Raw genomic sequence first — 25,593 nt, 5'->3', positions numbered from 1 at the left:
CTCAGCGCCGGCGGTTCCACCAGGCCAAGGTGCCCAGCACCAACACCAGCGCGGAGTAGGTCAGCATCTTGCCGTCGCGGCCAAAAATCACCAGCCCGGCCAGCAACACCAGCATCCCGCTGCCCACCAAGGTCAGCGCCTCGGTTTTGAAGCGCCACCGGCCCTTGACAGCGCGGGGCCACAGCCGGGGCATGGCCATCAAGATAATCGCTACTCCCAGCGCGGGCAGGAAGAGGCCCAGCACATGGCCCCAGAAGCCCATAAATGTCATGTTGTCGAATCCAGTGCGTGCATAGTGCTTCAATTTTATAATCTGAACATGTCTGTTTGGGCGCTTGGAATCAACCACCACACGGCCCCGCTTGATTTGCGGGGCCGGTTTGCGTTTGCGCTCGACCAAATTCAGCCAACCCTGCATGGCTACCGCGCCAGTTTTCCGAGCCAACCCGAAGCCACACTGCTCTCCACCTGCAACCGCACGGAGCTGTATGCCACGGGCAATCAGTCTTCGGTAGAGCCCACACTGGAGTGGCTGGCCAAGACGGGCGGCGTGGGCATCCATGTGCTCAAAGACCATTCCTACGTGCTGCGCGAAGACCAGGCCGCCCGCCACGCCTTCCGCGTGGCAAGCGGGCTCGACAGCATGGTGCTTGGCGAAGCCCAGATCCTGGGCCAGATGAAAGACGCGGTGCGCGCCGCCGAAGAAGCTGGCGCCCTCGGCACCACGCTGCACCAGTTGTTCCAGCGTTCTTTCTCGGTGGCCAAACAGGTGCGCAGCTCCACTGAAATCGGCGCCCACTCCATCAGCATGACCGCCGCCGCAGTGCGCCTGGCAGGTCAGCTGTTCGAAGACCTGAAAGACATTCGGGTGCTGTTCGTCGGCGCAGGCGACATGATCGAGCTGGCCGCCACGCATTTCGCGGCCAAAACACCCAAAAGCATGGCGATCGCCAACCGCACGCTAGAGCGCGGTGAAAAGCTGGCGGGTCGCTTCGGCGCCGAAGTCATGCGCCTGGCCGACATTCCCGACCGGTTGCACGAGTTTGACGCTGTCATCAGCTGCACCGCCAGCACCCTGCCCATCATCGGCCTGGGCGCTGTTGAGCGCGCCTTGAAAAAGCGCCGTCATCGTCCCATGTTCATGGTGGATCTGGCCGTGCCGCGCGACATCGAAATTGAAGTCAAAGGCCTGTCAGACATTTACCTGTACACGGTGGACGATCTCGCCAGCGTGGTGCAATCCGGCAAAGACAACCGGCAGGCCGCAGTGGCCCAGGCTGAAGCCATCATCGACGCTGGCGTCCTGAGCTTCATGCACTGGATGGACCAGCGCAATCCGGACCACGGCGTGGTCCCGCTGATCCAGCAAATTCACGCCCAGGCCGACGACTGGCGCCAAGCCGAAATGGCGCGGGCCAAAAAGCTGCTGGCCAAAGGCGAGCCGGTGGATGTGGTGCTGGAAGCGCTGGCGCGCGGTCTGACCCAAAAGATGCTGCACGGCACCCTCGCCGAACTGCGCAGCGGCGATGCCGAAGCCCGCGCAGTCATGGCGCAAACTGTCTCGCGCCTCTTCTTGCGCGACGATGCGGGCAAGCCCCCGCGCCAATCCTAGCGACGTTTCACACGCCCGCCCGGCCAACGCTGGGCAGCACGCCGTCGTTCTGCCACCCTCCATGGCGCCCCACTTTCAACGAGTTTTCACATGAAGCCCTTTGTCCACAGCACCTTGATGCGCCAGCGCGCCCGGCTCCACGAGCTCGACGCTCTGCTGGCCGCGCCTGACGTGGTCAACAACATGGACCGCTTCCGCGCCCTCAGCCGGGAACACGCCGAAGCCAGCACAATCACCGAAGTTTTCAACCGCTACCTGCAGCGCGAAGAAGACCTGGCGACGGCCAACGGCATGCTGAACGACCCCGACATGGCAGAAATGGCGCAAGACGAAATCGACCACGCCAGGGCCGAGATGGAAACCCTCGACAGCGAGCTGCAACTGCTCTTGCTGCCCAAAGACCCGGACGACGAACGCAATGCCTTCGTTGAAATCCGCGCCGGTACCGGCGGCGATGAATCCGCCCTCTTCGCGGGCGACCTGGCGCGCATGATCACGCGCTACGCCGACACCCAGCGCTGGACCACCGAAATCGTCAGCGAGTCGCCCAGCGAACTCGGCGGCTACAAAGAAGTGGTCTTGCGCATCGTGGGCGCAGGCGCCTATGGCAAGCTGCGCTTCGAGTCGGGAGGCCACCGTGTACAACGCGTGCCCGTGACCGAAACGCAAGGCCGTGTGCACACCAGCGCGGCCACCATCGCTGTGATGCCCGAGCCTGACGAAGCCCAGGCGGTGCAACTCAACCCCAGCGAACTGCGCATCGACACCTACCGCGCCAGCGGCGCCGGCGGGCAACACATCAACAAGACCGATTCGGCCGTGCGCGTGACGCACCTGCCCACCGGCATCACCGCTGAATGTCAGGATGGCCGCAGCCAGCACAGCAACAAGGCCAAGGCGCTGCAAGTGCTCACCGCGCGCCTGCAGGAAAAAGACCGAAGCGCGCGCGCGGCGAAAGAAGCTGCCACCCGCAAAGGCCTGATCGGCAGCGGCGACCGCAGCGACCGCATCCGCACCTACAACTTCCCCCAGGGCCGTCTCACCGACCACCGCATCAACCTCACGATCTACAAACTGCTGGCCGTGATGGAAGGCGATCTGGGCGATGTGATCCATGCCTTGCAGGTTGAGCGCGGTGCCGAGTTGCTGGCCGAGCTGGAAGGGAAAATATGACCCCCCTGCGCCGCTTTGCGTCCACCCCCCTCACCTGGAGGATGGAGGACGCGACCAATGGCCCGGCGAAGCCGGTTCCACGGGCGCCCTCGTTCGCAGGCGCCCTATGACGTTGAAAGACGCCCTGCTCAAGACCCAGGCGTGCGGCCTGGAACGGCTGGATGCGCAGATGTTGCTCCTGCTCGCTCTGGATCAAGACCCCAACGACCGCGCATGGTTGCTGCGCCACGACCAAGACCCGCTCACGCCGGAGGCCGGATTGCGGCTGGAAACGATGACCCAGCGCCGCCTCACTGGTGAGCCGCTAGCGTACATCCATGGTGAAAAAGCCTTTTTTGGTTTGGTCTTGAAAGTCGATGCAAGGGTGCTTGTACCCAGGCCTGACACAGAAGCGCTGGTGGAATGGTCATTGGATCTCCTGGCTCGGTTCACCGATCAGCCAAGCTTCCTCGATATGGGCACAGGCAGCGGCGCCATCGCGCTGGCAGTCAAAAACCAGCAACCGGCAACACAAGTCACCGCCACCGACACCAGTGACGGTGCTCTGACCGTGGCCAGCGGCAACGCCGCGCGCCTTGGCCTCGCAGTCACCTTTAAACATGGCTCATGGCTGCATGCCGTGAAAGGCGAGCACTTCCACGTGATCGCCAGCAACCCGCCCTACATTGCTGAAGGCGACCACCACTTGCCCGCCCTGACCCACGAACCTGTCACCGCACTCACAGCCGGCGTCGATGGCCTGGACGACATTCGCGCCCTGATCGCCATGGCTCCCGAATCGCTGGAGCCCGGCGGCTGGCTGCTGCTGGAGCATGGCCACGATCAGGCCCAGGCGGTGCGCGACCTGCTCTCAATGCGGGGATTCGAGCAAGTGAGCAGCCGCACCGACCTTGCAGGCATTCAACGCTGCAGCGGTGGCCAGTGGCCCAAACGGCGATAATTGAGCATCTTTCCGGTTCACAAACCCTACTGTTTCAGGAGCCCGCCATGAGCGACGTGCAAGCCCAACTCGACCAACTGGTCAAATCCAACGACATCGTGCTCTTCATGAAGGGCAACGCCAGTTTCCCCATGTGCGGCTTTTCCGGCCGCGCGATCCAGATCATCAAGGCATGCGGCGTTGATCCCAAAACCGTGAAAACCGTGAACGTACTGGAAGACGAAGGCATTCGCCAGGGCATCAAGGCATTCAGCAACTGGCCCACGATTCCCCAGCTCTACGTCAAGGGTGAGTTCATCGGCGGCTCGGACATCATGATGGAGATGTACGAATCCGGTGAGCTGCAACAAGTGATCAGCGGCCAAGCCTGATCGGTCGTCAGTTGCCCCACGATGAAAACCGCCTCCGGGCGGTTTTTGCATTTCTGAATTCGGCATAACGTGGAAAGGTGCTCCTTTTCTGGGTTTTTTTCGCGTTGAAGCCAGGCATGACTTGTGCTTGAATCAAGTTGTCGCACAACACAATGGAGAACCGCATGAGCTCACACAGCCTGGTCGCTTCCACCCACAAGGGCTTGCCCATCGCCCAGATGCGCAACGTGTTCAACGCCGACGACGTGGAGCGCAAGCTCCATCAATTGCAGGCCAAGGGTGGCGAGCGCGAACATGAGACCTTGATCACCATGTATCAGCGCATGATCGAACGCGGCCCTGAGCGCTTTGCGGTCAAACCTTCTGGCGTGCCCGATATGGAGCCACTGTACGATCTGCTGCCCAATTTTGGAGACGTGCTCGACGATGTGAAGCGCCATGTGGCGCTGAGCCAGGACAGCCGAGACAGTCTGGAAGTCACCCCCATCCTGCTGCTCGGTCCGCCCGGCGTGGGCAAGACACACTTCGCCCGTCAGATCGCCGATCTGCTCGGCACCAGCATGAGCCTGGTGCCCATGAGCTCCATGACCGCTGGCTGGTTGCTCTCAGGCTCGTCTTCTCAATGGAAGGGCTCCAAGCCTGGCCGGGTGTTTGAATCGCTGGTGGAAGGGCAATACGCCAACCCCGTCATCGTGGTCGACGAGATCGACAAAGCGGCTGCCGACGCCCAATACGACCCGCTGGGTGCGCTCTACAGCCTGCTTGAGCACGATACCGCGCAAAGCTTCGTGGACGAATTCGCCGACGTGGCCATCGATGCCAGCCAGGTCATATGGATCACCACCGCCAACCGCGAAAGCGCCATCCCCGACCCGATTCTGAACCGCATGAACGTGTTCGAAATCGCACCGCCCTCCCCCGAAGCAGCCCGGAAAATTGCCGCCCACCTGTACCGAGGCATCCGCAACGAACACGACTGGGGTCAACGGTTTGAGCAGGAACCCCGCGACGATGTGCTCGACCTGCTGGCCACCCAAGCCCCAAGGGAAATGCGCCGCGCGCTGGTGACCGCGTTTGGCAATGCGCGGTTGGCCAACCGCTATGAGATGGAGCCGGGGGATTTGCCCAAGGTGGGCGGCGGGAAGTCGCGGATGGGTTTTTTGCAGTAGCGGAGAGCAATTGGCGCAAAAAAAGCTGGCTCACGACACCTGCTTCACCATCAGCACCGTCAAAAGAACAGTCTTGCTTCAGGAACAAACAGTCCTTCGACGAACCACAATGTTTGTCCAAGCCAACACATCAGGAAGTGGAACGCAATTTGCTCAGCAGTCCATGGATGCTCCCAGCCGATGACGAGCCATGATGGCCAGCCTTCCAGGCGAGAGGCTGCGCCACCACAAACAATCCACCAGCCTAAAACGGTGCTCACCAAGTAGAGGACGACCCAGAGAGAATGAGGCTCATTTGGGGCGATCTAAAAGAGGGAGCGATTGACCTGAGAGCCGGACTTCAAGCGTCGGGATGCACCCAATTCTTCGCTGCCCTGGATACAGCATTGGGGTAGGTATCGCGCCCCCGGCTGCCGTTGTACCGGCCCAGCGCCATGAAGGTATTGCCGCGTTCCGTTTCCAGGTAGTGACGCAGGATCACACAACCAAAGCGCAAGTTGGTTTGCATATTGAACAGTTTGCCGGCATCGCCGTCGCCGATCAGGCGTGACCAGAACGGCATGATCTGCATGTAGCCTCGCGCGCCCACGGAAGAGATGGCAAACTTTCGGAACGCACTTTCCACCTGGATCAGGCCCATCACCATGGTGGTGTCCAGGCCAGCCCGCTTGCTCTCATACCAGACGGTTTGAAGAAATTCAATGCGGGTCTGGAAATCGGGTTTGCGCCGCCTGAGCCGGTCGCTCATGGCGCCCAGCCAGCGCAAATGCGCCAGGCGTTTTTCCATGCTTTCGAATTCGGGCTCAGGTGGGGCTTTGTTGGCTATCGCTCCGCTCAAGGCCGAGCGCACCGAATCTGCCAGCGGCTCTTCCACCTGACCTGCCCGTGCCGTACCGGGCATCACCCAAACTGCAGCGCCGGAAGCCCCCGCCACCGCTGCGCCGGCCCAACCAAGGCAGTCACGTCTGGAGAGCGCGAATCCCTGAGACTCTCTCATGCGTTCAAGCGGCTCTTCAACAGACCCGCCACTTCGGCAACAGCCACCTTGGTGGACGCTGCGTCACGGCGGTGCTGGTATTCGACCTGACCTTCTTTGAGGCTCTTGTCGCCGATGGTCACGCGGTGGGGCACGCCGATCAGTTCCCAATCGGCAAACATGGCACCAGGGCGCTCGCCACGGTCGTCAAGGATCACATCCACACCATCAGCCATCAGTTCGGCATACAAGGTTTCTGCGGCCGCTTTGACCTCGGCGCTGCGCTCCATGCCAATGGGGCAGATCACCACGGTGAACGGCGCCAGCGCATCGGGCCAGATCATGCCGCGCTCGTCGTGGTTTTGTTCCACAGCGGCGGCTGGCAGGCGCGTGATGCCGATGCCGTAGCAGCCCATCTCAAACGGCGCAGGCTTGCCGTTTTCGGCCAGGAAGGTGGCGTTCATGGCTTGGCTGTATTTGGTGCCCAGGTAGAACACATGGCCCACTTCAATGCCGCGCTCAATGACCAGCTCACCTTTGCCATCGGGCGACGAATCGCCAGCGACCACGTTGCGGATATCGGCCACCATATCGGGCTCGGGCAGATCGCGGCCCCAGTTGACGGCGGTAAAGTGGAAATCGATTTCGTTGGCGCCGCAAATCCAGTCGGCCATCACGGCCACTTCGCGGTCGGCAACAATTTTCACCGGCTGCTTCATGTTCACGGGGCCAAGGTAACCCGGCTTGCTGCCGAAATGGGCTTCGATTTCAGGCAGGGAGGCAAACCGGAAACCCACGTTCAACCCCGGCAACTTGTTCACCTTGACTTCGTTCATGTCGTGGTCGCCGCGCAGCAGCAGCAGCCACACCTGGCTCTTCACGATTTCGCCAGCCTCGTTCAGTTCATCGGTGGCGAGCACCAGCGACTTGACTGTTGACGCCAGCGGCACGCTCAGCAACTCGGCCACATCGGCGCAAGTGCTCTTGCCCGGCGTGGGCGTCTTGACCATGGCGCTGGTGGCGGCGGGGCGAGGACCAGCGGGTGCCAGCGCTTCGGCTTTTTCCATGTTGGCCGCGTACTCGCTGCCCGGACAGTAGACGATAGCGTCTTCGCCCGTGGCCGCGATCACCTGGAACTCTTCGCTCAAATCGCCGCCGATGGCGCCGCTGTCAGCGGCCACGGCGCGGTAGGTCAAACCGAAGCGGTCAAAAATACGGCGGTAGGTGGCAGCCATGACCTGGTAGCTGCTCTTGGCTGCGGCTTCGTCGCGATCGAAGCTGTAGGCGTCTTTCATGATGAACTCGCGCCCGCGCATCAGCCCAAAACGCGGACGGCGCTCGTCGCGGAATTTGGTTTGAATCTGGTAGAAATTTTTGGGCAATTGCTTGTAGCTGCGCAGCTCTTGGCGCGCCATATCGGTCACGACTTCTTCGCTGGTGGGCTGCACGATGAAATCTCGACCGTGGCGATCTTTGATGCGCAGCAGCTCAGGGCCCATTTTCTCAAACCGCCCCGTTTCCTGCCAATGCTCGGCGGGCTGAATGACTGGCATGGTCATCTCTACCGCACCAGAACGGTTCATTTCTTCACGAACGATACGCTCCACTTTCTGGATCACCCTGAGGCCCATCGGCATGTAGGTGTAGATGCCAGCGCCGAGTTTTTTGATCATGCCCGCACGCGTCATGAGTTGGTGACTCACCACCTCGGCCTCTGCAGGGGCTTCTTTGAGCGTGGAGATGAAGAACTGGGAAGCTTTCATAGGGCAAAGCGGCCGCGCAAACGGCAATGAATAGTCAACATGGGAGTTTTAAACGCTGGGTTCGATGCCAAGACGGTATCGACCATTGGGATTTACCCCTGCAAAAGCGGTCTTCAGAGAGAGAAACGCTTCGCAAGCCGCGAGGGCCGATGCATAATCCACACAGTTTAAAAAATTGGGATTGATTATGCTTGACAGAGAAGGCTTCAGGCCCAATGTCGGCATCATTCTGCTCAACCAGAAAAACCAGGTATTTTGGGGCAAACGCATCCGTTCCCATTCCTGGCAATTCCCGCAGGGTGGCATCGACAGAGGTGAAACGCCGGAACAGGCCATGTTCCGCGAGTTGCACGAAGAAGTGGGCTTGATGCCCGAACACGTGGACATCGTCGCTCGAACGCGCGATTGGCTTCGCTATGAAGTGCCCGACCGTTTCATTCGGCGCGACGCACGCGGCCACTACAAAGGCCAGAAACAAATCTGGTACCTGTTGCGCTTGGTCGCACATGACTGGAATCTGAATCTGCGTGCCACCAGTCACCCGGAATTTGACGCTTGGCGATGGCATGACTACTGGGTGCCGCTGGACGTGGTGGTGGAGTTCAAACGTGGCGTCTATGAAATGGCTCTGACCGAGTTGGCCCGCTACCTTCCACGCGGAGACTACCGCAACCGCTTTTTGCGTGGCAACGTCGCTCGCCACAGGGTCGCTTGCGAGGCCGCGGATTTTGAACGGCCCATCATTCAAGGCGGCCCACCGGGTATGGAACTGCCACCTGGCGCCAGCTTCGATCCTGACCCTCAAAGTGATTTGCGAGCCAGCGAAGGCAAATAGCCGTACCGACAGCGCCGCCCTGAAATGGAAGGCCTGTCAGGCGCGCGTCAACACCAGGTTGTCGCGGTGAATCATCTCGTGCTCCGCCACATAGCCCAGCAGGCGCTCGAACTCGACAGACGATTTGCGACACAACAAACGCGCTTCCGAACTCGCATAGTTGGCCAGTCCCCGGGCCACTTCGCGCCCTTCGGCACTGCGCACAGCGATCACATCGCCACGCGAAAAATCGCCCACCACCGAGGTCATGCCAATGGGCAACAAGCTTTTGCCCTCACCCACCAATTTGCCGACAGCGCCGTCATCAACCACCACAGCTCCCAGCAACTTCAGATGATCGGCCATCCAGCGCTTTCGTGCCTGGCTCTTGCCCGTATTGGCCATCAAACAGGTACCGATGGGCTCGCCCTGACACAGACGCTGCAATACGTTAGGCTCCTGTCCCCAGGCGATCACCGTCGAGGCTCCTGAGCCTGCCGCCCGCTTGGCTGCCAGAATTTTTGTAATCATGCCGCCGGTGCCGATGCCCGAACCGGCACCCCCGGCCATCACCTCCAACTGCGGATCGCCGGCACGCGCCTGATGCACGAATTGTGCGGATGGATTGCGGCGTGGGTCCGCTGTGAAGAGGCCTTTTTGATCGGTCAGGATAACCAACGCATCAGCCTCAACCAGGTTCGCAACCAGCGCACCCAAGGTGTCGTTGTCGCCAAACTTGATTTCGTCGTTGACCACCGTGTCGTTTTCGTTGATCACAGGCACCACGCCCAACTTCAACAGCGTGAGCAAGGTGGATCGCGCATTAAGGTACCGCTCGCGATCCGACAGATCGGCATGGGTGAGCAACACTTGCGCACTGCGTACACCACACTCGCGGAGCTTGCGCTCGTACATCTGAACCAGTCCCATCTGGCCCACAGCGGCCGCGGCTTGCAGCTCATTGACCTCTTTGGGCCTCACCACCCAACCCAGGCGTTTCATGCCCTCTGCAATCGCACCACTGCTGACCATGATCAGCTCACGCCCCTCCTTAACCAGCGCTGCAAGCTCCTGGCTCCACTGTCCAATGGCTTGCTCGTCGAGGCCTCGCCCTTCGTTGGTGACCAGGCTGGAGCCCACCTTGACGACGATGCGGCGGGCCTTTTTCAACGGCCCCTCAAAAGACGAGATCAAACTCGCATCGGTAACAACATCGCTCATGAGGGGCAATGACAAATAGGGTTTAACAGACAGGGCGCAGGTCAGATGCCGCGGGGATCGGCTTCGTCCACGAAGCGTGGATCGGGGTTCTCATCTGGCAAGTGTGAACGGAATTCCTTGGCAAGGTATTCGTACACCGATTGGATCAACCGCTCACAGCCCTCGCGGGTCAACGCAGAAATTTCAAACACAGGGCCTTTGAACTTGAGGCGCTTGACAATGTCTTTGGTCAGCGCTTCGCGCTCGTCGGCCGGCACCATGTCGAGTTTGTTGAGCACCAACCAGCGTGGCTTGTCGTAGAGCTTCTGGTCGAATTTCTTGAGCTCAGCGGCAATGGCTTTGGCTTGAGCGACCGGATCTACCGTGTCGTCAAACGGTGCAACGTCCACCAGATGCAACAGCACGCGCGTGCGTTGCAAATGCCGCAAGAACTGATGGCCTAGCCCCGCACCTTCAGAGGCTCCCTCGATCAATCCCGGCACGTCCGCGACCACAAAACTCTTTTCTGGCGCCACGCGTACCACACCCAAATTCGGATGTAGCGTTGTAAAAGGGTAATCAGCAATTTTGGGGCGCGCATTGGAAATCGCGGCAATCAAGGTGGACTTCCCAGCATTGGGCATGCCCAGCAAACCCACGTCGGCCAAGACCTTGAGTTCCAGCTTGAGTGTGCGCCGTTCGCCAGCCCAGCCCGGTGTTTTCTGGCGGGGCGAGCGGTTGGTGGAGCTCTTGTAGTGCATGTTGCCAAAACCACCGTCGCCACCTTTGGCCAACGTGATTTGCTCCCCAGGCACCAGCAACTCATGCAGCACCTCACCCGTTTCAGCGTCGGCAATGATGGTGCCCACAGGCATCTTCAGCACGATGTCATCACCCTTGATGCCGAACATATCGGAGCCCTTGCCGTGCTCACCCCGGTGCGCTTCAAATCGACGGGTGAAACGGAAATCGACCAAGGTGTTCAGGCTCGCATCGGCAATGGCGAGCAAGTGCCCGCCCCGGCCACCGTCGCCGCCATCGGGTCCTCCAAATTCTTTGTACTTCTCGTGCCGGAAGGAGGCGCAGCCATTGCCCCCATCGCCAGCAGCGACATCGATGGTGGCTTCGTCTACAAATTTCATGACTTACGCTTTCCTGGATGACCCAACACAAAAAGGCCCGCTATTGCGGGCCCTTTTTCACTGATTTGCTCACAATGGCAGCCCGACAGCATGCAAGCTTGCGCTCACCGCTGAGGGCCCATCAACACCTTAGGCGGGTGTGATGCTGACCACGTGGCGGTTCAGTGCGCCCTTGATGGCGAAGCTTACATGGCCTTCGGCCGTTGCAAACAGGGTGTGGTCCTTACCAATACCGACGTTGTCGCCGGGATGGAATCGGGTGCCGCGCTGGCGAACAATGATGGCACCGGCGCTAACCAGTTCACCACCAAATTTTTTAACGCCGAGCATCTTGGGCTTGGAATCGCGCCCGTTTCGCGTTGAGCCGCCGCCTTTTTTCTGTGCCATTTTCTCTTACTCCTCTCAGCCTGCGATCGACGCAACCTGCAGTTCGGTGAAATTCTGACGATGGCCTTGGCGCTTTTGGTAGTGCTTGCGACGGCGCATCTTGAAGATGGTGACCTTTTCGTGCCTGCCGTGTGCCAGAACCGTGACTGTGACCGTTGCGCCGGAAACCAAGGGAGTGCCTACCTTGATCTCGCTGCCGTTGCCGACTGCCAGAACCTGGTCAAACACGATCTCTTGGCCCACATCCGCAGCAATCTGTTCTACTTTAATTTTTTCGCCGGCAGCAACACGATACTGTTTGCCACCGGTTTTTATGACCGCGTACATATGAACCTCTTGAAATAATTCCACGAATGGAAACACGGCAGACGAATTCCACCGAGCCCAAGAGTTTAACATGGGGTCCGCAAGTGCACAACCAGGGGATTCCGATGCCGGAAATCAGCCTCGCCATTTCAGCCTGTTGACGGCGTCCAAAGTCACCGGCGACAGCCTTCCTATAATCAGTACCGCCCTATCCCGAGCCTGAACATATCCCGGCGACGACCTTGACCTCACCTGCCTCACAAAAAGCCCATCCCCTGGACCTCGTTCAAGGAGACATGCAACAGGTCGATCGCGTGATCGGCGAGCGACTCACCACTGAAGTCCCCCTTGTAAAGGAGGTGGCCCAATACATCATTTCCGCAGGCGGCAAGCGACTGCGACCCGCGTTGTTGCTGTTGATCAGTGGTGCACTTCAAAGCAGGGACCCCCATCGATTCACTCTGGCGGCCGTGGTGGAGTTCATCCATACCGCCACCTTGCTTCACGATGACGTGGTCGACGAATCCACCATGCGCCGAGGTCGCGCAACAGCCAACGAGCGGTTTGGCAACGCGCCAAGCGTCTTGGTTGGCGACTTCCTGTATTCGCGGGCATTCCAGATGATGGTCAGCGTGGACAACATGCGGGTAATGCAGGTGTTGGCCGACACCACCAACGTCATTGCCGAGGGTGAAGTTCTCCAACTGATGAACATGCGGGATACCTCGCTGGATGAGATGAGCTATTTGCGCGTCATCCGCTCCAAAACTGCCAAATTGTTCGAAGCAAGCGCCCGGCTGGCGCCCATCTTGGCAGGCGCCAGCAGTGAGGTCGAAGCGGCCTGTGCAAACTATGGGCAAGCACTCGGCACCGCGTTTCAGGTTATTGACGATGTGCTGGATTACGAAGGGGATGCCGAACTGCTCGGGAAAAACCTGGGTGACGACTTGCGCGAAGGGAAAGTCACACTTCCACTGATTTGCGCGCTTCAACGCTCAAGCACAGATGACCAGGAGCTCATCAAAAACGCCATTGAAAACGGCGACCTGACCCATCAGAACAAGATTCTGCATATCATCCGGAGCAGCGGGGCTCTCGATGCGGCAAGGGCCAGCGCTGCCGCAGAGGCAATGCGGGCCATCGACGCACTTTCCGCCTTGGAGCCCAGCGCCTACAAGGGTGCTTTGCTAGAATTGGCAAACGGCTTGCTTGACCGCCGCAACTGACTGCTGACGTCAGCGTTCGCGCCATAGAATCGATCAGGGTCGGCAGAGAGCTCGTTCGCCAAGAGCGGTACCATGCTCGGGGAGGCGATTGCTGCCGACTGGGTCCTGCTTGCGCCGGCCAATCCTGTCTTGAACTCAGCGCAGTCACCAATCCCTAAACGACTTAGGCGTATGCGACTCACGCCCATTTGAGCACCCTCGAAACAACGGCAAAGGGTGTTCGAAGGGAAAATTCGACACAAATTGCGTCAATAATCGCCGCCAAGTCATTGATTTACGATAGATTACGGCTCTATGGCATCTGTTGATACGGTGATTCAGGACACATCCTCCATGGCACTCCCCGGTTTGGGACGTGCGCTGGTGTCTGCAGGAAAACTCAACCAAAAAGCGGCTGAGGATCTTTATAAAAAGGCCCAAAGCGGGCGCACAAGTTTCATTGCCGAGCTCACTGGGTCTGGTGCGGTATCGGCGTCGGACCTGGCCCACACCATGTCGGTCGCTTTCGCTGCGCCGTTGCTGGATCTCGATGCCATTGATGCTCAGCGTCTCCCGCAAGACCTGCTCGACCCGAAAATATGCTCGGACTACCGAATCGTTGTCCTTAGCAAACGCAACAACCGGCTGCTGGTGGCCACGGCAGACCCTGCAGACCAGCAGGTAGCTGAAAAGATCAAGTTCGCGACACAGTTGGGCGTCGACTGGGTCATTGCCGAGTTTGACAAGCTCAGCGCACTGGTCGAAAGCCAGTCGACCACGGCCAATCAGGCCATGGACAACATCATTGGTGGCGAATTCGAATTTGACGAAATGGCGGCCGAGGCTGCCGTCACAGAATCGAGCGATAAGACGCTCACAGCCGAAGTTGATGACGCTCCGGTGGTCAAGTTTCTGCACAAGATGCTGCTGGACGCCTTCAACATGCGCGCCTCTGACCTGCACTTCGAACCATACGAACACCAGTACCGGGTGCGTTTCCGTATCGATGGTGAGCTGAGAGAGATTGCGTCACCACCTATTGCGATCAAAGACAAACTGGCCTCGCGGATCAAGGTGATTTCGCGAATGGACATTTCCGAGAAACGGATACCCCAAGACGGTCGAATGAAGCTCAAGGTTGGGCCTGATCGAGTGATCGACTTTCGGGTCAGCTCACTGCCCACGCTGTTTGGCGAAAAGATCGTGATCCGTATTCTGGATCCGAGTAGCGCCAAACTCGGCATTGATGCGCTGGGCTACGAGCCAGAGGAAAAGGAACGCCTGCTGGACGCCATTTCACGACCCTATGGGATGGTGCTCGTGACAGGGCCAACGGGGTCGGGGAAGACCGTTTCTCTATACACCTGCCTGAACATCCTGAACAAGCCGGGTATCAACATTTCCACGGCCGAAGACCCTTCGGAAATTAACTTGCCTGGCGTCAACCAGGTGAACGTCAACGAAAAAGCAGGCCTGACATTCGCAGCTGCGCTTAAAGCTTTTCTGCGCCAAGATCCTGACATCATCATGGTGGGTGAGATTCGCGACCTTGAAACGGCGGACATTTCAATCAAGGCCGCGCAAACGGGTCACTTGGTGCTGTCTACTCTGCACACCAACGATGCGCCCACGACGCTGACCCGCATGATGAACATGGGCATTCCCACGTTCAATATCGCTTCCAGTGTGATCCTGATCACCGCTCAGCGTTTGGCCCGAAAACTGTGTGGCACATGCAAGGTGCCTTTGGATGTACCTCGCAAAGCGCTGATCGAGGCGGGTTTCAAGGCCGAGGAACTGGACGGCAGCTGGACCCCGTTCAAGCCCGTAGGCTGCTCGGCGTGCAATAACGGATACAAGGGACGAGTTGGCATCTACCAAGTGATGCCGATTACAGAGGAAATGCAACGCATCATCCTCAAGGGTGGAAGCGCACTGGATATTGCCCTGCAGGCGACCAAGGATGGCGTGCGAAGCCTCCGTGAATCGGGCCTTCTCAAAGTCAAACAAGGCATGACCTCGCTTGAGGAAATCTTGAACGTGACCAACGAGTAAGCTCGAACATACCAAGAACCCGAGGAAAACATGGCAACCGCAGCATCCAAGAGCATCAAAGACTTCGTTTTCGAATGGGAAGGGAAGGATCGCAACGGAAAACAGGTTCGCGGTGAATTGCGTGCAGGTGGTGAAAACCAGGTCACCGCCGCACTGCGGCGCCAGGGGATCGTGACCACAAAGGTCAAAAAGCGCAGGACCACCCGAGGCGCTCGCATCAAACCCAAAGACATTGCCATTTTTACGCGCCAGCTCGCGACCATGATGAAGGCAGGTGTCCCGCTTTTGCAGGCATTCGACATTGTCGGCAGGGGCAATCCCAACCCCAACGTCACCAAACTGCTCAATGACATCCGGTCGGATGTAGAAACCGGTACGTCGCTCAGCGCATCTTTTCGCAAGCATCCTCTGTATTTCAACAGCCTCTATTGCAACCTGGTCGAGGCCGGTGAAGCGGCCGGTATTCTGGAAGAGCTGCTTGACCGTTTGGCCGAATACATGGAGAAGACGGAAGGCATCAAGTCAAAAATCAAATCGGCCTTGATGTACCCCATCTCTGTGATCGTGGTAGCTTTTGTCGTTGTTGCCGTGATCATGATTTGGGTGATCCCGTCGTTCAAGCAGGTATTTGCCTCCTTTGGCGCCGAGTTGCCCGCGCCAACGCTCATGGTCATGGCCATGAGCGATTTCTTTGTTGAGTACTGGTGGTTGATCTTCGGGTTGATCTTTGGAGGAGGTTATTTTTTCCTGCAAGCATGGCGGCGCAGTGAGAAAGTACAGTTTTTCATGGATCGCGTGATGCTGAAACTGCCCATTTTCGGCACGCTTGTCGAGAAGTCCGTTGTTGCTCGCTGGACGCGCACCCTTTCAACGATGTTTGCCGCAGGCGTTCCGCTGGTCGAAGCACTGGACTCAGTCGGGGGAGCCGCTGGCAACATGATCTACGCCAGAGCCACCGAGAAAATTCAGCAAGAGGTATCGACAGGCACCAGCCTGACCAACGCGATGACCAACGTCCAGCTTTTCCCCTCCATGGTCCTGCAGATGTGTGCGATTGGAGAGGAATCCGGCTCAATTGACCATATGCTGAGCAAGGCAGCCGACTTCTATGAAGCGGAAGTAGACGACATGGTCGCTGGCCTGTCCAGCCTGATGGAACCCATCATCATCGTACTGCTCGGAACCATCATTGGCGGCATCGTTGTTTCGATGTATCTGCCTATTTTCCAACTCGGCCAAGTCGTTTAATGAACGGCGTGGAGGCGATGGACGCGGCACTGCTCGGAGTGCTGGGTTTGCTGGTTGGCAGTTTCTTGAATGTCGTGGTCCACCGCCTGCCCAAAATGATGGAAATGCGCTGGGCGACCGAGTGTGCCGATCTGACCGACGTCGGCGCCAAAGAAGGTCATGCTGAAGAACCACCTTTCAACCTGATGGTTCCCCGGTCCCGCTGCCCCCATTGTGGTCATGCCATTCAATGGTTCGAAAACATTCCTGTGGCGAGTTATCTGGTTTTACGTGGCAGATGCCGCTCCTGCCATGCCGGAATCAGCCCTCGATATCCCGCGGTGGAATTGTTGAACGCTGCTCTGTTCGCTTGGTGTGGTTGGCACTGGGGGCTCACCTGGACAGCCGCTGCATGGTGCGGGTTTTCGGCTGCGCTGTTGGCTCTGGCTTGCATCGATTGGGACACCACGCTACTACCCGACGACATCACCTTGCCTTTGCTGTGGGCCGGTCTGTGTGCATCCGCATTGGGCATCATTGATACGACACTACCGGACGCATTGTGGGGCGCCGTCGCAGGCTACCTCTCCCTTTGGCTGGTGTACTGGGCCTTCAAGCTGATCACAGGCAAGGAAGGCATGGGCTACGGCGATTTCAAGCTGTATGCGGCATTGGGTGCATGGTTCGGCTGGCAAGCCCTTGTATCGATCATATTGATGGCCTCATTGATCGGCGCGGCCATTGGTCTTGGCATCAAGGTCCTTGGCAAGCTGCGGGAAGGTGGTTACGTGCCATTTGGTCCATTCCTTGCGATCGCCGGAGCAACCGCGATGATCACCGGGCCCGGGACCTTCTTGCGATTCATCGGTTTGTGAACGGTACCGGACGAATCCCACCCCTCAAACTGGGGCTTACAGGTGGCATCGGTAGCGGGAAGAGCACTGTCGCCGCCACCTTGCGATCTTTGGGTGCCTGTGTTGTCGACGCAGATGCCATCTCCCGAGCGACGACCCAGGCTGGTGGCGCGGCCATGCCTCAGATTGCACAGCGGTTTGGCCGGGCATTTGTGTGCCCGGACGGATCGCTGGACCGGACAAAGATGCGTGAACACATTTTTTCCAATCCTTCAGCGCGAGGACAGCTCGAAGCCATCATTCACCCGTTGGTCGCTCAAGCCATTCAAACCAGGGTCAACACAACAACGGCCAGAAGTCTGGTTTTTGACCTCCCTCTTCTCGTGGAGAGCCCACGATGGCGCCAGCAGCTCGATTTCGTATGGGTTGTAGACTGCGCTGAATCTACCCAAATCGCTCGCGTCGAGTCGCGCAGCGGTTGGAGCGAAGCCAGTACCCGTGCCGTGATTGACAGTCAAAGCCTGCGATCGATCCGGTTGGCGGCAGCGGATGCCGTGCTTTTTAACGAGCAACTGAGTTTGCTCGAACTGGAGGCAGTGGTGAAACAACTTGCTGACAAGTTCGGGCTATGATGAAAGACCTCCTGCCCCCTCCTTTGCGCCAACACTTGCCGCTGTGATCCTGTACGAATACCCTTTCAACGAACGCATCCGCACCTATCTCAGGCTGGAGCACTTGTTTCAGCGGCTGGAAGAGTTGCTGCCACGAAGTCATGCGTTGGACCACCATTTCGCCATACAGACCATCTTTGAAATCATGGATGTGGCGTCACGGGCGGACATGAAATCCGATGTACTGAAAGACATCGATCGCCACAAGCTCCAGCTCAACAGCTACCGTGGTAACCCCGCCATTTCTGAGCGCGCCCTGGATCAGGTCGTGGCTCAGCTAGACCAATGCTTTGCGGAGCTCAACGGGCTGAATGGCAAGACCGGACAAGCGCTCACAGAAAACGACTGGCTGATGAGCATCCGCAGCCGGATCAGCATTCCTGCGGGCACCTGCGAATTTGACCTGCCAGCCTATTTTGAGTGGCAACACCAAAGCGTCGCGCAGCGCCAGACAGACTTGCAACAATGGGTTCAGTGTCTTGCGCCACTTGCAGAGGCCATTGCGCTCTTGATGCGCATGCTGCGGGACTCCGGTTCACCACAAAAGGTCATCGCACCCAACGGCCAGTTTCAACAAAACCTCCCCCAGGGTCGTACTTTTCAATTGCTGCGACTGGGTATTGATCCCAAGCTTGAGATGATTCCTGAAATCAGCGGCAACCGCTTAATGGTTTCCGTGCGCTTGATGAAGCTGGGGGCAGATGGCCGTCTCCACCCTGCAGCCGCCGAGGGAGCCTTCGAATTGACCCTCTGCTCGTAATGCCACAAGCGACCTACCCTGAGCCAGAAGCAAGAACAGTCCCCTGCCCACATTGCGGCGGACCTAGCCCCTATGCAAGCAGCAACGAATCCAGACCTTTCTGCAGCGCACGGTGCAAAAATATCGACTTCGGAGCGTGGGCGAGCGAGCAGTTTTCACTGCCAGAAGAAACACCCAACAACGACCCTGATTTTGAGAATAGCTGAGGGCCACAAGGCAACCTCAGACTTGCTCTTCAGCCAGCCAGGTCAACACGGGAACCGTGCCAGGCAATACGGGGCTGCATGCCACAGGCAAGGATTGCCAACCGAATGCCTGCCCTTCGCGCATATCAAGGCGCCCTGACCACTCGCGAACCTTGCAAAAGTGCAGCCGCACCAGTGCATGTGGATAGTCCACAAGCTGCTCCCGCCACGCCTCAGGGACTCCGATAGTGATACCGATTTCTTCCTGAAGCTCACGGCGCAGTGCTTGCTCGACCGACTCCCCCACCTCAAGCTTCCCCCCAGGAAACTCCCAATAGCCCGCATAGGCTTTACCCGGCGGTCGCGAAGTCAAAAGGAATCGACCAGATTTATCAATCAACACGCCCACCGCAACCTCGACGACATTGCGTTTGCCATCAGTTTGCCTGCTCAATTCGCCGTCGACCAGCAGAACAGCTTGATTCACAGCGTACCTGTCATGCCAGCTGCGAGGCGTGCGCTCCGGCATAGTCTCGCGCAAACTGGTAGGCCACTCGCCCGCTGCGAGAGCCACGCTCAAGAGCCCAAACCAGTGCCAGTGGGCGAGCAGCCTCGGCGGCCACGGGGTCGACGCCAAACGATGCCAGCCACTGGGAAACAATCCCCAGATATTCGCTTTGGCTAAATGGGTAAAAACTTACCCACAGACCAAACCGTTCGGAAAGAGAGATTTTCTCTTCGACCACTTCTCCCGGGTGCACCTCGCCATCATCGGTATGCGTGTAGCTAAGGTTCTCCTTCATGTACTCGGGCAGAAGATGTCGGCGGTTGCTGGTTGCATAGATCAGCACGTTCTGCCCCGCCGCCGAAATCGTTCCATCGAGAATCGATTTCAGTGCCTTGTAGCCAGGCTCACCGTCTTCAAAGCTCAGGTCATCACAAAATACGATGAACCGCTCATCACGGTCAGCGACCACATCAACAATATCGGGCAAGTCCATCAGGTCCGACTTGTCAACCTCAATAAGGCGCAGCCCTTGATCAGCGTATGCATTGAGGCACGCCTTAACCAAAGACGACTTGCCCGTACCGCGAGCCCCAGTCAACAGAACGTTGTTGGCGGGCAGCCCCTGAACAAACTGAGCAGTATTGCGTTCGATCTTGTCTTTTTGCCCATCGATTTCCTGCAAATCGCTCAAACGCATCAGCGCCACGTCGCGAACGGGCTCCAAAATCCCGTGCCCACTGCTGCGTTTGCGGTAACGAAAAGCCACGGAAGCCCCCCAATCGGGCGCCCGCAAAGGTTGCGGCAATACCGCTTCAATCCGGGAAAACAGCTGTTCAGCACGCGCCAACAGCCGCTCCATTACCGCCTCGGTGCTCATGAACGGTAGTCGGCGTTGATGGTTACGTACTCATGGCTGAAATCGCATGTCCAGACCGTATCGGTCGCGTGTCCTCGCCCAAGTCCGACGCGCACCAGAATTTCGGCCTCCTTCATGACACGCTGCCCGTCCTCTTCCCTGTATTGAGGATGCCGTCCACCACGCGTGACCACATGCACATCGCCCAGGTGCAACTCAATCAACCGGGCATCCAGATCGGCAATGCCGGCGTAACCAACCGCCGCCAAGATGCGTCCAAGATTCGGGTCGCTGGCAAAAAACGCCGTCTTGACCAAAGGTGAATGTGCAATGGCGTAAGCCACTTGCAAACACTCAGCTACGGTGCGCCCGCCTTCGACCTGGATCGTCATGAACTTGGTCGCACCCTCACCGTCACGCACGATGGCATGCGCTAACTGGCGAGCGACCTTGGTCAACTCGGCAACCAAAATCTGTCCCTCGGCACTGTCCAGATCGGTGATTTCGGAATTGCGAGCTTTCCCGGTCGCCATGACAACAAAGGAGTCGTTGGTGGAGGTATCCCCATCCACTGTCACTCGGTTGAAGGAGCTGTCAGCCACGCGGCGTGCCAGAGCGCTCATCTGCGCTGGAGCAACCACAGCATCTGTGGCCAGAAACCCCAGCATGGTGGCCATATTTGGGCGAATCATTCCCGCTCCCTTTGAGATGCCTGTAGCGGTTACAGGCTTCCCATCCAGCTCAAATCGCGCGCTGCTGGCTTTGGGCAAGGTATCTGTCGTCATGATGCCCTCTGCCGCGGTCAGCCAACGGGCAGGTGAGGAGGCCTCTGGCGACGCAGCCAGTTCAATGGCTTTTGGAAGACCTGCCAGCAGCCGCTCCACGGGCAAAGGCTCCATGATCACGCCGGTCGAAAACGGCAACACTTGCTCGTGCTGCAAACCCAGAGCCCTTGCCAACGCAGCACAGGTCTGGCGTGCATCTGACAAGCCAGCCTCGCCCGTGCCAGCATTCGCATTGCCCGTGTTGATGACCATGGCGCGAATGCCCTGGCCTGTAGCCAGATGCTCGCGACACACTTGTACAGGTGCCGCCGCATAACGGTTCTGCGTAAACACGGCGCCTACGGCACAGCCTTCGTCCAGCAAAAACACGGTCAGGTCTTTTCGATTGACCTTGCGGATGCCCGCCTCCGCCACGCCGATACGAACACCAGGCACCGAGAAAAGGTCCTGGCTTTGTGGCGCGTTGAGCAAAACTGGCATAGCAACTCCGTGGTCGTTCAAAAAAAGTGATCGCCGCCTGACATGCTCACTCAAGCAGGCGTGTACATCAGGTCAGGTCAGTTGCCCGTGACAGTGCTTGTATTTTTTTCCGCTGCCGCAGGGGCAGGGCTCATTGCGTCCAACCCGCGGCAGGTCACCGCCAGCAGCGACCGCCTCTGCCTCGCTGGTACTCTGCGCCTCTCCAGTTTCAGTTGGTGCGGTGTAGGTCACTTGCCCAAAACTCTCAGCGCTCTGCTCGATCTGCTCGGCAGCCTCGGTGATCTGCTCAGGCGATTGCACGCGAACATTCATCAACACCCGCGTCACATCGTTTTTCACACTGTCAAGCAGCTGTCCGAACAACACAAAGGCCTCACGCTTGTATTCCTGCTTGGGCTGCTTCTGTGCATAGCCACGCAAGTGGATGCCTTGGCGCAGGTAATCCAGCGCAGACAAATGCTCTCGCCATTGGCTGTCGATGGTCTGGAGCAACACCATGCGTTCAAACTGGGTGAAGTTTTCCTCACCCACCAAAGTCACCTTCTCATCAAAAACCATCTTGGCTGTTGTCAAGACCCGTTCTTTGACTTCTTCGGCATCTATGGATTCTGCCTCCGACACCCACGATTGCACCGGCGCGTCAACCGCCCACTCTTCTTTCAATACTTTCTCGAGCCCGGCCAAGTCCCACTGCTCTTCAACACTGCCTTCGGGCACAAACTGTTGCACTATGTCGGTGAAGCTGCCTTCACGCAACGAATCGATCTGGGCACGCAGCGACTCTGCATCAAGAATGTCATTTCGCTGCTGGTAGATGACCTTGCGTTGATCGTTCGACACGTCGTCGTACTCAAGCAACTGCTTGCGAATATCGAAGTTGCGAGCCTCCACCTTGCGCTGCGCGCTCTCGATGCTGCGGGTCACCATGCCCGCTTCGATTGCCTCCCCCTCGGGCATCTTCAAGCGGTCCATGATCGCGCGCACGCGATCGCCCGCAAAAATCCGCATCAGCGAATCATCCAGACTCAAATAGAAGCGCGAGGAACCAGGGTCGCCCTGCCGGCCTGACCGGCCACGCAACTGGTTGTCGATTCGGCGGCTCTCATGGCGCTCTGTGGCGATGATGCGCAAGCCCCCCAAGGCCTTGACCTTGTCCTGGTCCTGTTGCCACTGCGCGCGAACAGCCTCCATTCGAGCCGCTTTGGCGGCCTCGTCGAGCGTCTCGTCGCCCTCGACAGCAGCCATCATCTTTTCCAGATTGCCACCCAGAACGATGTCGGTCCCACGCCCAGCCATGTTGGTGGCGATGGTAATGGCCGAAGGGCGGCCCGCTTGAACAATGATGTCGGCCTCACGTGCATGCTGTTTGGCGTTAAGCACCTCGTGCGGCAGCTTTTCCTTGACCAGAAGCTCTGCGATGATTTCCGAGTTCTCGATCGACGATGTGCCCACCAGAACTGGTTGACCACGTTCGTGACACTCCCGGATATCCTGAATCGCCGCTGCATACTTCTCAGGTGTTGTCTTGTACACCCGGTCCAGCTGGTCATCACGCTTGCTGGGTCGGTTGGCCGGAATCACCACAGTCTCCAGGCCGTAAATTTCCTGGAACTCGTACGCCTCGGTATCGGCGGTTCCTGTCATTCCGGATAGCTTGCCGTAGAGGCGGAAGTAGTTCTGGAATGTAATAGAAGCCAGCGTCTGGTTCTCAGGCTGAATTTCAACGCCTTCCTTTGCCTCCACGGCTTGGTGCAACCCATCGCTCCAGCGGCGCCCCGACATAAGGCGACCGGTGAATTCGTCAACAATCACAATTTCACCACCCTGGTTCACATAGTGTTGATCGCGGTGGTACAGGTGGTGGGCCTTGAGCGAGGTCACCAAATGGTGCATCAAGGCAATATTTGAGGGATCGTAGAGCGATGCGCCCTCTGGCAACAGGCCCGCTTGACTCAGCAACTTTTCTGCATGCTCATGTCCCATCTCGGTCATGTGAATGCTGTGGGCTTTCTCGTCAACTGTAAAGTCGCCGGCCTTGATCACGCCCTCGCCTGTGCGCGGGTCGGCCTCCCCTTCCTGTCGGACGAGGTGGTGCACCAACGCCTTGATCGCTGTGTACACCGGCGTCTGATCTTCTGCCTGGCCACTGATGATCAGGGGCGTTCGGGCTTCGTCGATCAAAATCGAGTCGACCTCGTCGACAATGGCGAAGTTCAAGGAGCGCTGCACTCGATCTGTGGTCTCGTAGACCATGTTGTCGCGCAAGTAGTCGAAGCCGTATTCGTTGTTGGTGCCGTAGGTGATGTCCGAGGCATAGGCGGCCTGTTTTTCTTCGCGTGGCGCCTGTGGCAAGTTGATCCCCACCGTCAAACCGAGAAAGTTGTACAGGCTCCCCATCCACTGTGCATCACGACTTGCGAGGTAGTCGTTCACAGTCACTACGTGCACACCCTTGCCAGTCAGTGCGTTGAGGTAGACGGGTAGGGTTGCGGTGAGTGTTTTGCCTTCACCCGTGCGCATTTCAGCCACCTTGCCATGGTGCAGCGCCAGACCGCCAACCATCTGTACATCAAAGTGGCGCATTTTCATGACGCGTTTGCTGCCCTCTCGGACCACGGCAAAAGCTTCGGGCAATACCGAATCCAGTGACTCGCCTTCCGCTACCCGTTTTTTGAATTCGGCGGTTTTTGCCTTCAGCTCGTCATCGCTGAGTTTTTCGAACTCCGGTTCCAGGCCATTGATGCGCTCCACCGTTTTTCGGTAGGTCTTGAGCAATCGATCGTTGCGACTGCCGAAGATTTTTGTGAGGATATTTGTGGCCATACGTGCAAACCAAGCCCGCAACCTCAAAAGAAGCAACTGAGCCGGAAAAAGTGTCGGAACGCCCCTGCCAGCGACGCTGGCACAACGAAGCTATTTCTATGTGCCGGTGAACGTCGCTCTTTCAAGAGCAAAACGCGCATTTTAACTGGCACGCTCTTCCAAGACCTCAGAGCAGCTATCTCGAGGAGGCTCTCAAGAACAAACTTGTGGCAACAAAACCCAGCCAATCCATTGAGGGATGTCTGCATGGGCAGTTTCTGGCATGGAAGCCACGCCCGCCTTAGGCAGGGCAAGGAAACGCTATCGCTTTTTGGCCAGTTCGGTAGCGGCCAGGCTTTCGCCGGCGTTAAGGAAGGGTCGGGGATCTTGTACCACGCCCGCCACCCACACCTCAAAATGCAAGTGGGGCCCGGTTGAACGTCCCGTTGAACCGACTTCAGCGATTTTTTGGCCCCGCTTGATGATGTCGCCCTTCTTCACGAACACCTTGGAGGTGTGGGCATACCGCGTGATCAGGTTGTTCCCATGATCAACTTCAATCATGTTGCCGTAAGCATGATGGAGCTCCTGAACAATTACCACACCGCCTGCCGCTGCGTATATGGGTGTACCCGTATCGGCAGGAAAGTCCAAACCGGTGTGCAGCGCCGTGTTTCCCGTTATGGGATCAATGCGGTAGCCAAAAGGCGAGCCTACTCTGGCGCCCAACACGGGCTCCTGAGTCGGAATCAGGCTGCGCTGCATTTTTTGGTCAAACAAGCGCGACTCCACAGCAGTCAGCCAATCGACTCTCGACTCCGTGCGCTGGTCCAGCTCCCCCATCGCAGAGCGAAGTTCTTCAACCGTGATGGGATGGCCGCCAACCAAAATACCGCCCGACCCAGCAGGCTCTGCCTTAAAGGCTTCAGGCTTTAAACCTGCCAAACCAGCGACCCGCTCACCCAGGGAGTCGATTTGCATCATGCGGGCCTGCATTTCACCAAGCTTTCTCGCCATGGCATCGAGGTTCTCTCGCATGTAAAGCTCTTTGGAATCGACCTCACCCTGGGTCACCATTTTCGCCATGGGAACAAAACCCGGCCAGCTTTGGCGCACGCCTTCGAGAAACACCCAGTGGTACAGCGCCACAGCACCAAGCATCGTCATCACTGAAGCGACAGCTGCCGCGGCAAGAAGCTTGGCACCACTCAGGTGAAGCGCTTGGCTGCGAGCCAGCCATGCGTCCGTGATAATGATGTGCACTGCGTTTCCTTCAACAATTTACTGGCGGTGCCATTCGTGGCACGGCAACTCATCAAATGAGCTCGGTCTTCAGGTCCAACATCTTCAGC

25 protein-coding genes are annotated in these 25,593 nt (G+C 58.2%); 13 read left to right on the top strand and 12 right to left on the bottom strand.

The features are described 5' to 3' along the window. Nucleotide 1 precedes the first annotated feature (1 nt). Nucleotides 2–271 carry a hypothetical protein gene (locus tag LPB072_RS05055; RefSeq protein ID WP_066092458.1) on the bottom strand — a complete coding sequence of 90 codons (270 nt, stop codon included), beginning with the start codon at nt 269–271 and terminating at the stop codon, nt 2–4. Nucleotides 272–319: 48 nt separating this feature from the next. On the opposite strand from LPB072_RS05055, the gene hemA reads away from it, so the two are divergent. The 5 genes from hemA to LPB072_RS05030 all read left to right on the top strand — a co-directional run bounded on the left by hemA (nt 320) and on the right by LPB072_RS05030 (nt 5,265). After that, a complete protein-coding gene (gene hemA / locus LPB072_RS05050) occupies nt 320–1,612 on the top strand; it encodes a glutamyl-tRNA reductase (RefSeq protein WP_066092455.1) in 1,293 nt (430 codons plus the stop codon). Nucleotides 1,613–1,702: 90 nt separating this feature from the next. Beyond that, the gene (gene prfA, locus LPB072_RS05045; protein ID WP_066092452.1) at nt 1,703–2,785 is read left to right on the top strand and encodes a peptide chain release factor 1; all 1,083 of its coding nucleotides are present in this window, start codon (nt 1,703–1,705) and stop codon (nt 2,783–2,785) included. A 106-nt stretch (nt 2,786–2,891) separates the two neighbouring features. Beyond that, on the top strand, nt 2,892–3,725 hold the full coding sequence (gene prmC / locus LPB072_RS05040) for a peptide chain release factor N(5)-glutamine methyltransferase (protein WP_066092449.1): 834 nt from the start codon (nt 2,892–2,894) through the stop codon (nt 3,723–3,725). A 47-nt stretch (nt 3,726–3,772) separates the two neighbouring features. After that, nucleotides 3,773–4,096: a Grx4 family monothiol glutaredoxin gene (gene grxD, locus LPB072_RS05035; RefSeq protein ID WP_066092446.1), complete on the top strand. Its 324-nt coding sequence runs from the start codon at nt 3,773–3,775 to the stop codon at nt 4,094–4,096. Between the two features lie 164 nt (nt 4,097–4,260). Then, nucleotides 4,261–5,265 (top strand): AAA family ATPase, encoded by a 1,005-nt coding sequence (locus LPB072_RS05030; protein ID WP_066092679.1) that lies wholly within the window; start codon nt 4,261–4,263, stop codon nt 5,263–5,265. 340 nt (nt 5,266–5,605) lie between these two features. On the opposite strand, the gene LPB072_RS05025 is transcribed toward LPB072_RS05030, so the two are convergent. Both LPB072_RS05025 and LPB072_RS05020 read right to left on the bottom strand, forming a co-directional pair. Further along, nucleotides 5,606–6,262: a lytic transglycosylase domain-containing protein gene (locus LPB072_RS05025; protein WP_066092443.1), complete on the bottom strand. Its 657-nt coding sequence runs from the start codon at nt 6,260–6,262 to the stop codon at nt 5,606–5,608. Continuing rightward, nucleotides 6,259–8,004 (bottom strand): proline--tRNA ligase, encoded by a 1,746-nt coding sequence (locus LPB072_RS05020; RefSeq protein ID WP_066092440.1) that lies wholly within the window; start codon nt 8,002–8,004, stop codon nt 6,259–6,261. Before LPB072_RS05020 ends, LPB072_RS05025 begins: the two co-directional genes overlap by 4 nt. 187 nt (nt 8,005–8,191) lie before the next feature. Between LPB072_RS05020 and LPB072_RS05015 the strand changes: the two genes are divergently transcribed. Next, complete coding sequence (locus LPB072_RS05015) at nt 8,192–8,839, top strand: RNA pyrophosphohydrolase (protein ID WP_066092438.1); 648 nt, start codon at nt 8,192–8,194, stop codon at nt 8,837–8,839. Between the two features lie 36 nt (nt 8,840–8,875). Here the strand turns inward: LPB072_RS05015 and proB are convergent, their stop codons facing one another. The 4 genes from proB to rplU form a co-directional block, all read right to left on the bottom strand. Further along, nucleotides 8,876–10,039 (bottom strand): glutamate 5-kinase, encoded by a 1,164-nt coding sequence (proB, locus tag LPB072_RS05010; protein WP_066092435.1) that lies wholly within the window; start codon nt 10,037–10,039, stop codon nt 8,876–8,878. Nucleotides 10,040–10,080: 41 nt separating this feature from the next. Continuing rightward, the gene (gene cgtA, locus LPB072_RS05005) at nt 10,081–11,160 is read right to left on the bottom strand and encodes an Obg family GTPase CgtA (protein WP_066092432.1); all 1,080 of its coding nucleotides are present in this window, start codon (nt 11,158–11,160) and stop codon (nt 10,081–10,083) included. Between the two features lie 129 nt (nt 11,161–11,289). After that, nucleotides 11,290–11,547, bottom strand: coding sequence for a 50S ribosomal protein L27 (gene rpmA / locus LPB072_RS05000; protein WP_066092429.1), 258 nt, complete (start codon nt 11,545–11,547; stop codon nt 11,290–11,292). 15 nt (nt 11,548–11,562) lie between these two features. Further along, nucleotides 11,563–11,874 carry a 50S ribosomal protein L21 gene (gene rplU, locus LPB072_RS04995; RefSeq protein ID WP_066092426.1) on the bottom strand — a complete coding sequence of 104 codons (312 nt, stop codon included), beginning with the start codon at nt 11,872–11,874 and terminating at the stop codon, nt 11,563–11,565. 275 nt (nt 11,875–12,149) lie between these two features. On the opposite strand from rplU, the gene LPB072_RS04990 reads away from it, so the two are divergent. From LPB072_RS04990 to LPB072_RS22980, 7 genes are all read left to right on the top strand, one after another. Continuing rightward, nucleotides 12,150–13,079, top strand: a complete 930-nt coding sequence (locus LPB072_RS04990) for a polyprenyl synthetase family protein (RefSeq protein ID WP_066092424.1) — start codon at nt 12,150–12,152, stop codon at nt 13,077–13,079. Between the two features lie 294 nt (nt 13,080–13,373). Next, the gene (gene pilB, locus LPB072_RS04985) at nt 13,374–15,113 is read left to right on the top strand and encodes a type IV-A pilus assembly ATPase PilB (RefSeq protein ID WP_066092421.1); all 1,740 of its coding nucleotides are present in this window, start codon (nt 13,374–13,376) and stop codon (nt 15,111–15,113) included. 30 nt (nt 15,114–15,143) lie between these two features. Next, entirely contained in the window at nt 15,144–16,361 is a 1,218-nt protein-coding gene (locus tag LPB072_RS04980) for a type II secretion system F family protein (protein ID WP_066092418.1), read from the top strand. Next, on the top strand, nt 16,361–17,215 hold the full coding sequence (locus tag LPB072_RS04975) for a prepilin peptidase (protein ID WP_066092415.1): 855 nt from the start codon (nt 16,361–16,363) through the stop codon (nt 17,213–17,215). The genes LPB072_RS04980 and LPB072_RS04975 overlap by 1 nt, the downstream gene beginning before the upstream one ends. Continuing rightward, nucleotides 17,212–17,826, top strand: a complete 615-nt coding sequence (coaE, locus tag LPB072_RS04970; RefSeq protein ID WP_066092412.1) for a dephospho-CoA kinase — start codon at nt 17,212–17,214, stop codon at nt 17,824–17,826. Before LPB072_RS04975 ends, coaE begins: the two co-directional genes overlap by 4 nt. Nucleotides 17,827–17,869: 43 nt before the next feature. Continuing rightward, on the top strand, nt 17,870–18,625 hold the full coding sequence (gene zapD, locus LPB072_RS04965) for a cell division protein ZapD (RefSeq protein WP_066092409.1): 756 nt from the start codon (nt 17,870–17,872) through the stop codon (nt 18,623–18,625). Continuing rightward, entirely contained in the window at nt 18,625–18,831 is a 207-nt protein-coding gene (locus LPB072_RS22980; RefSeq protein ID WP_082877004.1) for a DNA gyrase inhibitor YacG, read from the top strand. The genes zapD and LPB072_RS22980 overlap by 1 nt, the downstream gene beginning before the upstream one ends. 16 nt (nt 18,832–18,847) lie before the next feature. On the opposite strand, the gene LPB072_RS04960 is transcribed toward LPB072_RS22980, so the two are convergent. The 5 genes from LPB072_RS04960 to LPB072_RS04940 all read right to left on the bottom strand — a co-directional run bounded on the left by LPB072_RS04960 (nt 18,848) and on the right by LPB072_RS04940 (nt 25,504). Beyond that, entirely contained in the window at nt 18,848–19,297 is a 450-nt protein-coding gene (locus LPB072_RS04960; protein WP_231943430.1) for an NUDIX domain-containing protein, read from the bottom strand. Between the two features lie 10 nt (nt 19,298–19,307). Further along, on the bottom strand, nt 19,308–20,195 hold the full coding sequence (locus LPB072_RS04955) for an ATP-binding protein (protein ID WP_231943429.1): 888 nt from the start codon (nt 20,193–20,195) through the stop codon (nt 19,308–19,310). Continuing rightward, the gene (gene argJ / locus LPB072_RS04950) at nt 20,192–21,439 is read right to left on the bottom strand and encodes a bifunctional glutamate N-acetyltransferase/amino-acid acetyltransferase ArgJ (protein ID WP_066092401.1); all 1,248 of its coding nucleotides are present in this window, start codon (nt 21,437–21,439) and stop codon (nt 20,192–20,194) included. Before argJ ends, LPB072_RS04955 begins: the two co-directional genes overlap by 4 nt. Before the next feature lie 72 nt (nt 21,440–21,511). After that, nucleotides 21,512–24,262 carry a preprotein translocase subunit SecA gene (gene secA / locus LPB072_RS04945; protein ID WP_066092395.1) on the bottom strand — a complete coding sequence of 917 codons (2,751 nt, stop codon included), beginning with the start codon at nt 24,260–24,262 and terminating at the stop codon, nt 21,512–21,514. A gap of 300 nt (nt 24,263–24,562) precedes the next feature. Further along, complete coding sequence (locus LPB072_RS04940; protein ID WP_082877003.1) at nt 24,563–25,504, bottom strand: M23 family metallopeptidase; 942 nt, start codon at nt 25,502–25,504, stop codon at nt 24,563–24,565. Between the last annotated feature and the right edge of the window lie 89 nt (nt 25,505–25,593).

The organism is Hydrogenophaga crassostreae, assembly GCF_001761385.1.
GTDB classification, from domain to species: Bacteria; Pseudomonadota; Gammaproteobacteria; order Burkholderiales; family Burkholderiaceae_C; genus Hydrogenophaga; species Hydrogenophaga crassostreae.
The sequence above is the reverse complement of the archived record's forward strand: the minus strand, read 5'-3'. Positions and strand labels throughout refer to the sequence as shown.